Origin of the sequence: Clostridium saudiense, assembly GCF_000577815.1 — a bacterium.
GTDB classification, from domain to species: domain Bacteria; phylum Bacillota; class Clostridia; order Clostridiales; family Clostridiaceae; genus Clostridium; species Clostridium saudiense.
Genome location: NZ_CBYM010000055.1, coordinates 1 through 12,764, shown reverse-complemented (window position 1 = coordinate 12,764; position 12,764 = coordinate 1). Strand labels below are relative to the sequence as shown.

Annotated in this window: 10 protein-coding genes, 2 tRNA genes and 1 riboswitch; of the genes, 7 read left to right on the top strand and 5 right to left on the bottom strand. The window is 27.4% G+C overall.

Translation table 11 applies throughout. The features are described from left to right. Positions 1-23 precede the first annotated feature (23 nt). The gene (locus TY07_RS15975) at positions 24-1,541 is read right to left on the bottom strand and encodes a M28 family metallopeptidase (protein ID WP_042402477.1); all 1,518 of its coding nucleotides are present in this window, start codon (positions 1,539-1,541) and stop codon (positions 24-26) included. A 795-nt stretch (positions 1,542-2,336) separates the two neighbouring features. Here TY07_RS15975 and TY07_RS15965 point away from each other — a divergent pair. Next, positions 2,337-4,499 (top strand): Tex family protein, encoded by a 2,163-nt coding sequence (locus tag TY07_RS15965; RefSeq protein WP_042402469.1) that lies wholly within the window; start codon positions 2,337-2,339, stop codon positions 4,497-4,499. 51 nt (positions 4,500-4,550) lie between these two features. Further along, a riboswitch (FMN riboswitch) is annotated at positions 4,551-4,665 on the top strand. Positions 4,666-4,845: 180 nt separating this feature from the next. After that, positions 4,846-5,430: an ECF transporter S component gene (locus tag TY07_RS15960; RefSeq protein WP_042402466.1), complete on the top strand. Its 585-nt coding sequence runs from the start codon at positions 4,846-4,848 to the stop codon at positions 5,428-5,430. Between the two features lie 22 nt (positions 5,431-5,452). Here TY07_RS15960 and rimI read toward each other — a convergent pair whose 3' ends face one another. From rimI to tsaE, 3 genes are read right to left on the bottom strand one after another with little or no spacing between them, the layout of a single operon-like run. Next, positions 5,453-5,899: a ribosomal protein S18-alanine N-acetyltransferase gene (gene rimI, locus TY07_RS15955; RefSeq protein ID WP_042402464.1), complete on the bottom strand. Its 447-nt coding sequence runs from the start codon at positions 5,897-5,899 to the stop codon at positions 5,453-5,455. After that, a complete protein-coding gene (gene tsaB / locus TY07_RS15950; RefSeq protein ID WP_042402461.1) occupies positions 5,883-6,599 on the bottom strand; it encodes a tRNA (adenosine(37)-N6)-threonylcarbamoyltransferase complex dimerization subunit type 1 TsaB in 717 nt (238 codons plus the stop codon). Before tsaB ends, rimI begins: the two co-directional genes overlap by 17 nt. After that, the gene (tsaE, locus tag TY07_RS15945; RefSeq protein ID WP_042402459.1) at positions 6,596-7,057 is read right to left on the bottom strand and encodes a tRNA (adenosine(37)-N6)-threonylcarbamoyltransferase complex ATPase subunit type 1 TsaE; all 462 of its coding nucleotides are present in this window, start codon (positions 7,055-7,057) and stop codon (positions 6,596-6,598) included. Before tsaE ends, tsaB begins: the two co-directional genes overlap by 4 nt. A gap of 213 nt (positions 7,058-7,270) precedes the next feature. On the opposite strand from tsaE, the gene TY07_RS15940 reads away from it, so the two are divergent. The 4 genes from TY07_RS15940 to licT all read left to right on the top strand — a co-directional run bounded on the left by TY07_RS15940 (position 7,271) and on the right by licT (position 11,209). Further along, positions 7,271-7,344, top strand: a tRNA-Trp gene (locus TY07_RS15940). 166 nt (positions 7,345-7,510) lie between these two features. Then, on the top strand, positions 7,511-9,721 hold the full coding sequence (gene recQ / locus TY07_RS15935) for a DNA helicase RecQ (RefSeq protein ID WP_042402457.1): 2,211 nt from the start codon (positions 7,511-7,513) through the stop codon (positions 9,719-9,721). A 225-nt stretch (positions 9,722-9,946) separates the two neighbouring features. Then, positions 9,947-10,020, top strand: a tRNA-Trp gene (locus TY07_RS15930). Positions 10,021-10,345: 325 nt separating this feature from the next. Continuing rightward, positions 10,346-11,209 (top strand): BglG family transcription antiterminator LicT, encoded by an 864-nt coding sequence (licT, locus tag TY07_RS15925; RefSeq protein ID WP_042402455.1) that lies wholly within the window; start codon positions 10,346-10,348, stop codon positions 11,207-11,209. Between the two features lie 106 nt (positions 11,210-11,315). On the opposite strand, the gene TY07_RS15920 is transcribed toward licT, so the two are convergent. Further along, positions 11,316-12,155, bottom strand: coding sequence for a phosphatase domain-containing putative toxin (locus TY07_RS15920; protein WP_042402452.1), 840 nt, complete (start codon positions 12,153-12,155; stop codon positions 11,316-11,318). A 183-nt stretch (positions 12,156-12,338) separates the two neighbouring features. On the opposite strand from TY07_RS15920, the gene TY07_RS15915 reads away from it, so the two are divergent. After that, a partial coding sequence (locus TY07_RS15915) for a hypothetical protein (RefSeq protein WP_042402448.1) occupies positions 12,339-12,764 on the top strand: 426 nt, incomplete at its 3' end.

Sequence of the window (12,764 nt, the reverse complement as noted above, 5' to 3'; positions counted from 1 at the left end):
ATTTTATTAGCTGTTATTTTTATTTATCTTGATTTTGAATTAAGTCTCATTAATGTAATAAATATTATTGAAAAACCAAATATTAATGCAATAATTAATGCACTAGTATATCCTTTAATATAGAATATAGTAGCAGATATTACTGCAATTAAGGCAATTGCTCTAAAAAGTATTGAGCTATTTTTATGAAGTAAAAACTTATTCTTAGAAAAAATACCCCATATAATTAATAGTATTAAAACTATTGATATTAAAGTAATAGAATTTTGACTATAAATGAACCTTGTTAATCCACTATAACAAGAAGTTTTTATTTCTGTTTCAACTATTTTATAAACTGTATCTATAGAAGATGTATCTATATAATCTATTGTATCTTCTGGTGTATGAATTCGTGTTTTATCACTATGACAGAAGCTCAATGCATCAATATTTAAATTATTAAAGCTTGCATGATCACTTGAATCCTCATATAAAACCTCATAATCTATTGAATTATCCTTACATATAGATTTTATAGATTCTAGCAATTCTGAATCTGTATTTTTAAATTTACTTCCTTGCATTAAGCTTATAGGATAATCAGCACTACCAATCATATCAAAATTTATGACTTTTGAATCTTGAATATTAAATAAATTTTCTTCAGCAAAGGCTTTAGAGCCTAAAAGACCAAATTCTTCAGCATTTAAAGCAACAAAAATAATATCTCTTTCAGGTTTTCCATAAGTTGAAAGACTTCTACTTAATTCTAATATAAATGAAGTACCAGAGGCATTATCTAAGGCCCCAGAATAACTAGTACCTAATCCATCCTTTCCAAGATGGTCATAGTGAGCTGTAATTATAAATGGGGAAAGGGAAGAATTAGACCCTTTGATTACACCAATAACATTAGATATTGTTTTTTCTTCTTCCTCAAATGGAACATGAATTGAAATTTGTTTTCCTTCATTTAAACTAGAAGTTATTTTATCAAAAGCATTTTGTGAAACCATAATTACAGCATCTTTTGCGAAATCACTGAAAAATGAGCTTCTAAATGAAAAATTATTATCTTTTGGAACATATAATAAAAATGTTCCATCATCACATGTTATATCAAGATAAGATAAATAAGAGTTTATTTTATCAGACTTTGAAAATGAAAAAGTATTATTTTTAAAATTAATCATATCTTCTTTAAAGTCAACCCCATATTGAAGTTCTTCTTCAGTATCTCCGTTATATTCAATTTTCAAGTATGGAGAAGTATTTGTAGTTACAGGACAAATAGTATTAAAATCTTGAGTATAATTGCCATCACCATTTAAAGTTTTTAATCCATAATCAATAAATCTATTTTTTATTATTTCTGCAGCAACTAAGTTTTCGGTGCTACCAGCTAATCTACCACCTAATGTATCTGATGATAAGACATATATATTATTACGAACATTGGTTGAATCAAATTCCGAATATGTATTATTAAGATAGAGTGTAGTTAATAGAAAAAAGGATATTATTGATAAAATCGAAAAGTATAATATATTTTTTTTCATAAAAAGATACCTCACAAATATTAGTATACTTAATAATATTATTGGAGGTTTTACATTATAACTGAAATTTTAAAATTAACTGAGATTCCAAATTTTAATTTGGCAAATCGAAGTTACTCATCCGACGTTAAGGAGGAGGAATTTCTTTTGAGCATTCCAAATTTTAATTTGGCAAACAAAATTTATTCATCCTATGTTAAATATGAAAAGTTTCCTTTTAGATTATTAACTTTTATTTAAATACTATATTCTAAATTTTAATGTAAGCAATAGAATGTTATTTTTATATGGAAATGTTTATGATAAGTTTATGTTTAATTTAAGCTTTATTTTGAATAAGCTCAAATAAGCATTGGAATAAAGAAAATAAAATACATATATATACAAATATGTTGAGCTGATCTTTTAATACGTAAAAAACTCCACCGATTATAACTGAAAATAATATAACACCACTAATAAACTTTAAAAAGTTAGATTTGCCAGTTAAGAGTTGTGTTGTAGCAGTAAATAATATAATTATTAGAGTTAAAAAAATAAATACATTTCTAAGGTTAGTTGAAAAGTCAATTACATAAAATTGATTTAGTGCTAAGAGTGTAATAAAAACTATAAGACAGATATTTAAGAAGCCATACAAAAATTTATTCAAGATAAATTCACCTCGCATAGTAAATGGTAATATTTTACAAATAAATTATACTATTCTATTAACATAATAGCAATAGTGTAAAATTATGTTATACTAATTAATAGAGTTATTTGTGTAAATAATATAATTTATAGGAGGCACTTATGGTAAATATAGAAGAAAGATTAGTTAAAGAGTTAGGAATAACTTTAAAACAAGTTCAAAATGTAATTAAATTATTAGATGAAGGAAATACGGTTCCTTTTATCTCTAGATATAGAAAAGAACAAACTGGCGGATTAAGTGATGATGTATTAAGAAAATTCTTCGAAAGATTAACATATTTAAGAAATTTAAAAGAAAGAAAAGAAGACGTTTTAAGGTTAATAGATGAGCAAGGAAAGCTTAATGATGATATAGTTAAAGCTTTAGAAAAAGCAGATACATTAACAGAGGTTGAAGATATTTATAGACCATACAAGCAAAAGAAGAGAACTAGAGCAACAATAGCATTAGAAAAAGGGTTAAAGCCATTAGCTGATTTGATTTTAGAAGGTAATTTTAAGGGAAATTTAAATGAAGAAGCAAGTAAATATATAAATGAAGAAAAGAAAGTACTTACTGAAGAAGAAGCTATAAATGGAGCATTAGACATAGTTGCAGAAGTAATTTCGGATGAAGCTGCTTTTAGAAAGTGGATAAGAGAGTTTGTAATGAGGGAAGGAAAAATTGAATCAAAGGGTTCAAGTGAAGAACCAACACCTTTTGAAATGTACTATGAATATAGTGAAGATGTAAATAAAATTCCTGCTCATAGAATATTGGCTATAAATAGGGGAGAGAAGGAGAAGGTCTTATCTGTTAAGATAGTAGCAAATGAAGATAAAATAATAACATATCTTCAAAATAGATTGCTAAAAAATAATGAAGTAACTGATGAATATTTAAAATTAGCAATAAAAGATTCATTTAAGAGATTGATTTATCCATCAATAGAAAGGGAAATTAGAAGTGAATTAACTGATAAAGGTGAAGAAGGAGCTATACTAATATTCAAAGAAAATTTAAAAGCATTACTTATGCAAGCACCTATTAAAGGTAAGGTAGTTATGGGTTATGATCCTGGATTTAGAACAGGTTGTAAGGTTGCAGTATTAGATCCAACAGGTAAGTTCTTAGAAAAAGCTACTGTATATCCAACTGTTCCTAAGAAAGATATAGAAGGAACTAAAAAACTATTAAAAGAGCTTATATATAAGCATAATGTTGATGTTATTTCTTTAGGAAATGGTACTGCATCAAGAGAATCAGAAGAAGTAATATCTGAAATGTTAACTGAAATTAAGAATGAAAGTGGAAAAGAGTTAGCTTATGTTATTGTTTCAGAAGCAGGAGCATCAGTTTATTCGGCATCTGAGCTTGCAGCTAAGGAATATCCAGATTTAGATGTAACTATAAGAGGAGCTATTTCTATAGGAAGAAGATTACAAGATCCTATGGCAGAGCTTGTTAAAATTGATCCAAAGGCTATTGGGGTTGGGCAATATCAACACGATGTTACACCTAAGAGATTAGATGAGTCATTAACAGGTGTAGTTGAAGATAGTGTTAATAAGGTAGGAGTTGATTTAAATACTGCAACACCGTCATTGTTAACTTATATTGCAGGAATTAATGCTTCTATAGCTAATAACATAGTTGCATATAGAGATGAAACTGGTGGATTTAAAAGCAGAAAAGAATTGTTAAAGGTAAAGAGATTAGGTCAAAAGGCATATGAACAATGTGCAGGATTCTTAAGAGTTATGGAAAGTAAAAATCCCTTAGATAACACAGCAGTTCATCCAGAATCATATGAAGCAGCTGAGAAATTAATAAATATTTTAGGATACTCTATGGATGACTTGAAAAATAAAAAATTAAGTGATATTGAAGATAGAGTAAAGGAAAAGGGATTAAAGAATTTAGAGTCAGAATTAGAAATTGGTGAATTAACACTAAAGGATATAATTAAAGAATTACAAAAACCTGGTAGAGACCCAAGAGAAGATATGCCAAAACCAATTTTAAAGACAGGGGTCATAGATTTAAAAGATTTACAGCCTGGAATGGAATTAATGGGTACAGTAAGAAATGTATCAGATTTTGGAGCTTTTGTTGATATTGGGGTTCACCAAGATGGATTAGTTCATAAGAGTCAAATGGCAAATAAATTTGTTAAGCATCCTTTAGATATAGTTAAGGTTGGAGATATAATTAAAGTTAAAATTATGGAAGTTGATGAAAAAAGAAAGAGAATTTCTTTAACTATGAAGGACGTTAAATAAAATTATTGCAAAGTTCCATAATTAGTAATATAATGAAGTCAAATAAATAATAAATATCTTCAGGGCAGGGTGTAATTCCCTACCGGCGGTATAGCCCGCGAGCAAGTTTTGCAGATTCGGTGTAACTCCGAAGCCGACAGTAAAGTCTGGATGAAAGAAGGTAAATAGTGATTTGAGTAATAACGATTTTTTTTGTTATATTTAATTATTGTTTTGTTTTTAATGCCCTGATGTAATTTTACATCAGGGTTTTTTGCATTAAATAATTAAATATTGGACAAACTAAAATAAGAATTATTTGAATAATCTATTGCCCCGAAGGATATCTTTTGGGAGGAGAAAATATATGAATTCATCAAAAAATTTAAACAAAATGGTTAAAATCTCTTTATTAGCTGCAATTGCTGTAGTGTTAATGTATTTTGATTTTCCAATAATACCTGCATTTCCATGGCTTAAAATTGATTTAAGTGAAGTGCCTGCATTAATGGGAGGCTTTGCTTATGGTCCGATAACTGGTGGAATAATAGTTATATTAAAGGTATTTTTAAGATTCTTAATAAAGGGGACAGAAACAGGATTTGTAGGAGAAACAGCAAATATTATAATTGGTCTTGCATTAGTTGTTCCTGCAGCTTGGTTATATAATAGAAATAAGAGTAAAAAGACCGCTATAGTAGGAATGGTTATAGGTGCATTAGTTATGCAAGTCCTAGGTATAGTTGCAAATGCATTTTTCTTATTACCTGCATATGGTATGAATTTAGAAGGAGCAGCTTTACTAAATTATATATTCTTAGGATTAGTACCTTTCAATGGTGTAAAAGCTTTAATAGTGTGTATAGCAACATATTTATTATATAAAAGAGTATCACGTGCGATATTTAAAGTTGATAGCAAGTTTGAAAGTAAGAAAAGAGAAGTAGCTTAATAATAAAAAGAGGATAGCATTGCTATCCTCTTTTCCACATTATAATGGCATCTTCACCATTATCAGAATAATAACCTTTTCTTAAACCTTCTTCTTTAAAATCAAATTTTTTATAAAGATTTTGAGCTGGTATATTTGAAGCTCTAACTTCTAAAGTAATATCTTCACAATTAAAAGTTTTGCACATTTCAAATAGTTTTATCAACAAATTTGATGCAATGCCTTGCTTCCTATATTTTGGGCTTACAGCAATATTTGTAATATCACCTTCGCCAGCAATTATCCACACACCAACAAATCCAATGACTTCTCCTGTTGATAAATCTTGTGCAATAACATATTTTGCTAATGGATTATTTAATTCATTACTAATAGAATCTAAGGTCCAAGGAATAGCAAAACATTCTTTACTTAACTCATATACACCGTTTATATGAGATTCATTCATAAGACTATAATCTATTTTCATTTTTCATAGCCAGCCTTTGCTCAAGTTCTCTTTCTGCTTGAGGTTTTTTAATATAAAGAGGAGCAGAATTCATATCATCAATATCTCCAGCTTTAATTTTTTCCATTCCAAGCTCACCTAAAGATGAAGCTCTTATGATACTTAAATGATTTGGAGCAAATTCACAATTGTTAACATTATTAATTAAGAATTCTTTATGTTTAAATACTCCATCACCAGTAAATATAACCTTTTCGCCTTTTTCATTTAATATATTAGCAAGTTCAGTTAAATCTAAAGCTGTACAGTCTAATATTTTTGTCAATTTTCCTTCTATATTTTTATAAAGACCAGTATAAACATTATCTCTTAATGCATCCATTACTGGACAAATTATACCATCAAAAGTTAATAAAGAATTAGCTAGTGCATCTAAACTAGAAATGGAAACGTACGGTTTATTAGATCCCATACTTAAACCTTTAATAGTAGCCATTCCGATTCTAAGTCCTGTAAATGAACCAGGGCCCTTAGAAACGACAAATCCATCAATTTCGTTTATATCAACTTCACAGTCTTTTAATAACATTTCTATTTTTTCCATTAATATAATAGAATGCTCTCTTTTGAAGTTTAATGTATATTCGCCTAAGATATACTCATCTTTAAGTAAAGCTACAGTAGTCACTAAAGATGAAGAATCTACGCTTAAAACTATCATATTTTTAGCTCCTTTATATAATCATATCTTTCTCCATATGGAGTTATAGTAATTGTTCTGTAATCTTCGCCCTTTTCTAAATCTTTTTCTATATAAATATGTAGAAAATCTTTTGGAAGTATTTCTTCAATATAATTAGCCCATTCAATAATTGAAACGGCATCTGAAAAAATGTAATCATCAAATCCAATTGCGTATATTTCATCAGGATCTGAAACTCTATAAACATCAAAATGATTCAATTTTAAACGACCAGAATCATATTCATTTACAATTGTAAAAGTTGGGCTTGTTATGTAATCAGTTATTTCTAAGCCTTTCGCAATTCCTTTTGTTATATGGGTTTTGCCAGTACCTAAATCCCCAGTTAAACAAACTATATCCCCAGGTTTTAATATTTTACCAAGTGATATACCAAGGTTTGTAGTTTCTTCAACACTATTAACAGAAAAAACCATGTTAAAATCCTCCCTTTTAGGTTAGTTAGGAGTTAGTAGTGATTAGTTATAAGCTAAATTAAATTTTAACTCTAAACTTTTAACTAGTAACTCTTAATAGTATTTGCTATTTTATATTTTATCCAAAAAGTACGAAAAAGAAAAGAATTATAAAAAAATAGTAGAAAAAATATTGATTTTATTAATAACATAATGTATAATGATTTTGTACTAAGGGGTATCGTATATCGGTAGTACAGTAGTCTCCAAAACTATTAGGCTAGGTTCGATTCCTAGTACCCCTGCCATAGAAGCTAGTAAGAATTTCTTGCTAGCTTTTTTTATTATTTTTTTATAAAAAAGAGATAAAGCAAATTTGTGATATTACACAAAAAGAACAAATGTTTGAATAAGTTTAGTAGTAATGTTAATAATTAAGAAGAAAAATATTTTATTGAGTAGTAAGGAGAATTTATGGATAGAGCATTAGATATATTAAAACAATATTATGGATATAGTTCATTTAGAGAAGGGCAAGAAAATATAATAAGAGAAATACTAAATGGTAATGATGTTTTAACTATAATGCCAACTGGTGGGGGAAAATCTATTTGTTATCAAGTACCTGCAATGTTGTTAGATGGTATAACAATAGTAATTTCTCCATTAATCTCGCTTATGAAAGATCAAGTTGATAATATAAATAATTTAGGGATTAAGTCAGCATATATTAATTCTTCATTAAATAATATTGAAATAAATAATATTTTAGATGAAGCTGCAAAAAATGAAATAAAAATATTATATGTGGCACCAGAAAGATTAGAATCACATGTGTTTTTAGAACTTATAGCTAGTATTAATGTTTCAATGGTGGCTGTAGATGAAGCACATTGTGTATCGCAATGGGGGCACGATTTTAGAAGTAGTTATAGGAGAATTAGTAGGGTAGTTTCACTTTTGAGAAATAGACCTATAGTTGCAGCATTTACAGCAACAGCAACTGCTGAAGTTAGAGATGACATAATAAAATTATTAGAATTAAATAATCCTAAGATATTTATATCTGGTTTTGATAGAAAAAATCTTAAGATAATAATAGAAAAGGGTGTAAATAAGAAAAATTACATTTTAGACTATATAAATAGCAATAAGGATGAATCAGGTATAATTTATTGTTCTACTAGAAAAGAGGTTGATAGTTTATATGACTTATTAATTTCTAAAGGATTAGAAGTGGAAAAATATCATGCTGGATTAAATGATGAATATAGGAAAGAGGCTCAAGAAAGTTTTATTTATGATAAGGTAAATATAATAATTGCAACAAATGCTTTTGGTATGGGGATTGATAAACCAAATGTTAGATATGTAATACATTATAATATGCCTAAAAATATTGAGGGATATTACCAAGAAATAGGTAGAGCAGGGAGAGATGGAGAAGACAGTGAATGTATAATGCTATTTTCACCTGGAGATGTTCAAACTCAAAAATATATTATTGAAACTGCAACAGAAAATACTGTAAGAAAAGAAAATGAGCTTGAAAAACTTCAAACTATGATAAATTTAGTTTACACACAAGATTGTTATAGGAAATATATATTAAATTATTTTGGTGAACAATATGATGAAAGATGTAACAATTGTAGTAATTGTGAGGCACCTGGAGAGTTAGTTGATAAAAGTGTAGATGCGCAGAAAGTAATATCTTGTGTTTATAGAATGGGACAACGATTTGGAATTGGAATGGTTGTAGATGTTCTAAGAGGGTCTAAAAATAAGAAGGTATATGAATTGGGATTTGATGAATTATCTACTTATGGAATAGTGAAAAATTATACAAAAGATGCATTAACTGAATTTATAAATATGTTGATTTCACATGGATATTTAAATTATAAAGGAGAATATCCGGTTTTGAAATTAAATCAATTATCTATGGATATTGTAAAAGGTGAAAAGCAAGTATTTGTTAAGGAACAAGTAGTTAAGAAGATTAAAATAGAAGAGAATGAATTATTTATTATATTAAAAGAATTAAGAATGGAGATTTCAAGGGAAGAAAAGATACCTCCTTACATGGTATTTGGAGATTCAACTTTAAAGGAATTGAGCAATAGGATGCCAATAACGGATGAACAATTCTTAGATATAAGTGGAGTAGGTAATTCAAAGCTAAATAAATATGGTGATAAGTTCATGGCTAAGATTAAAGAATATATTGAAGAAAAAAATATAGAAGTTAATTGGAGTTTTAATAGGACTAAGAGCACTAATATATCATTTGATGAAGTTTTAGAAAATGATGATAACAAAAAATATAGTAAAACTAAAGAAGAGGGAGAAAAGAGAAAATCTCATGACATTACAGTTGATTATATTAAGTTAGGAAAATCGTTAAAAGAAATTGCTAAAGAAAGAAATCTAGCATTAACTACAATAATGGGGCATGTACAGCAATATATTTCTGAGGGTAATGAAATTAACTTTAAAATAAACTTAGAAGAGTTTTTCGATAATGATGAAGAAAAAATAATATTAAAGGCAATAGATGAAGTGGGATATAATAAATTAAAAGATATAAAAGAGATAGTACCATCAGAAATAACATATGATGCAATAAGAGCAGTAGTATTAAAAAAGGTAATTAGAGAAGTTACTAAAAATATTGTGAAATAATATTTTTAGTTAGTAATTAAAAATGAGTAGTGAGTAGTTAAGCAATAAATTTAGCTAAGCTAAATTTAGAAAAATATAAGAAACAAGAAACTCCGGTAGGAGTTTCATCCTTAACTATTAATTATTAACTATTAACTTTTTGTTATTACACGTAAAGTCTATAATAGTTAGTAATATTTTCAGTTGACAATAATTATATTGCCATGGTAAAATAGTCAATGTTGAAGGGGTATCGTATATCGGTAGTACAGTAGTCTCCAAAACTATTAGGCTAGGTTCGATTCCTAGTACCCCTGCCAAACTTAAAAAGACTTAGCATAAAATGCTAAGTCTTTTTTTACTTATTATAGAGATATTAAAGAAAATAAAGGGTATAATTGGGGGAATATTATTAGAAAATTAAATATAATAATAACAACTACTTTGTAAGTCGTAATCTTGGAGAAGGTAGTGAATTTATTATTGTATTTCCAATAAAACAAATATAATTTAAGAATTATTATAGTCAATTCATTTAATTGACAAGTAAATATTTAAAGTGTTAGAATACTAATATAATATGCCTAAATTAGGAGCAATCTTAGTTTAGGCTATTTTTTTAGTACCATAAGGAGAGTTTTATAAATGATAGTTGAAAAAGTTTTAAATAATAATGTTGTTGTTTCAATTGATCCTAAGACTAAAAAAGAAGTAATTCTTATGGGCAGTGGAATAGCATTTAATAAAAAGCCGGGGCAACAAATAGATGAAAAAAAAATAGAAAAGACATTTGTAGTAGATGACGAAAATTTAGGAAACAAAATTAAAAAGTTAATTAATCAAATTCCAGAAGGAATATTTGAAATTACTGATGAAATAATTACTCATGCCATAGTGGAACTTAATACAGTTTTAGATAAGCAAATTTATGTTTCATTAGCTGATCATATTGCATTTGCTGTAAAAAGATTTAGAAGTGGAATTATCATAAAAAATGAATTGTTAAATGAAGTAAGAAGAGTGCATAAAGCTGAATTTAAAGTTTCGTTGTGGGCAGTTGATTATATAAATGAAAAATTGGGGATTGAATTACCAGAGGATGAAGCAGGATTTATTGCATTACATTTTGTAAATGCAGGATATAGAGAAACAACCATGAAATCTATAACTTCAACTAAAATTATTAAAGATATATTAAATATAATTAAGTATAATTTTGCAATAGAATTAGATGAGGATGATTTAAATTATGATAGATTACTAACTCACTTGAAGTATTTTGCAAAACGTATCGTAAATAATAATCAAAATAATAGTACCGATTCCGATTTTATTAAAATGATTTCAACAACATATCCTGAAGCATATGAATGTGCAGTTAAAATAGGTGATTATATATTGAAAAATAATGATTACCATGTAAATGATGATGAGATAGTTTACTTAACTATGCATATACAGAGGGTTATTACTGTAGCACGTGAAAATAATATTAATATGGATAAATAAGAATTTAGTATGGCGGTAAGTTTAAAGTTAAGGAATAAATTAATCTAAATTGATATAAAAAGTTTTATCCTTAACTTTAAACTTACTACTTAAGAGGAAGAAGATCTTATGCCTCCTTAATCCATTCAGAATAAGGTGTTGAATAGTTGTCAGATTTATTTTTTTCAACATAATTATAAAAATCTTCTAAGAACTCTAATTGGGCAGAATTGTCATGAAGATTAACTCCACCAATATTATATTGATAACCTAATAATTGGTCTAATGATAAATTACTAGCATTTTTTAATGCTTGATACATAACCATGAATGATGTGGTTCTTCCTTCGCCAGCGTCACAGTGAAAGTGAAGGTGTAAATCATCGGGTTTATTCTTTATGAATTCTACAAATTCATCAACAATGGTAGGCGTTGGGGCACCGTTATCTTTTACAGCAAACCTTTTATATTGCATTCCTACATCAGTAACTAATGTAGATTCGTTACTAACGAAGTCAACAGTTAAATTCTCAATAAGAGCACCAGTACGTCTATAAAGTGGAACTGTGCTGCCAATCTTAATTTTGTTTAGCAAAGAGTTCTCTTTATTAATGGTTTCTTCTGTTGTAAAACCGTTATTTAAATCCTTATATCTATCAAAAAAACTTATAGCAAATTCATTTATCATTCCATGTGATTCTTGTCTTAAATCTACAATGCATATATTTTCTTTTGAAATAGAATCTTTTAAGTTTTTAGCTTGCTCCTTAGTAAATTGGGCACTTCCAGAAATATTTAAAGTAGGAATATCTCTAAATCTATCAGGAAGACCAACTTTAGAGTTACCATCACTAACAATTAATACTTCGTTTTTATTAGAAGAATTTAAAGGAAGAGCAGAAACTAAAGAACTGCATAAAAAAAATAAACCAATACAGCTGAGTAATTTAAAAGAAAAATTTTTCATAATTAACCTCCAATAATTAAATTTAATAATATTTTTTGTAAATCAAGAAAATTTATTCTGAATTAATGAAAACATAATTTATACTATAATTAAGAAAGTAAATTTTTATTTTATTAATTTAAGAAAATATATTTATATAATAATGTAAAAGTATTATTAAGTAATAAATAGGAGAATGAAAAAATGAGTGAAGGATATGAAGAGCGCAAATACCCAGAAAAATCTTGGTCTATTTCAAGAATGAAAACATTAGATTCTTGCCAAAGAGAATATTATTATACTTACTATGGAAGTCATAATGGATGGATTTTTAATAGTACAGATGAACAAAAGATAGCATGGAGATTAAAAAAATTAACTAACTTGTGGATGTGCTTTGGAGAAGTTGTTCATAAAAAAATTAGAGGAATAATTAATATATGCAAAAAAGATAAAAGTAAATTTATGAATGCAAATAGATTCAATGAAATTACATTGAATGAGTTAAGAGGGGTTATTAGAGAAAGTATTAATAAATATAAAACCAAGGAGTGGGATGAGTATCCTAGGGGTTATATGCTTCAAGAATATTATTATGGCGGTAAAATATCTAAGGAAACTGGAGATGAA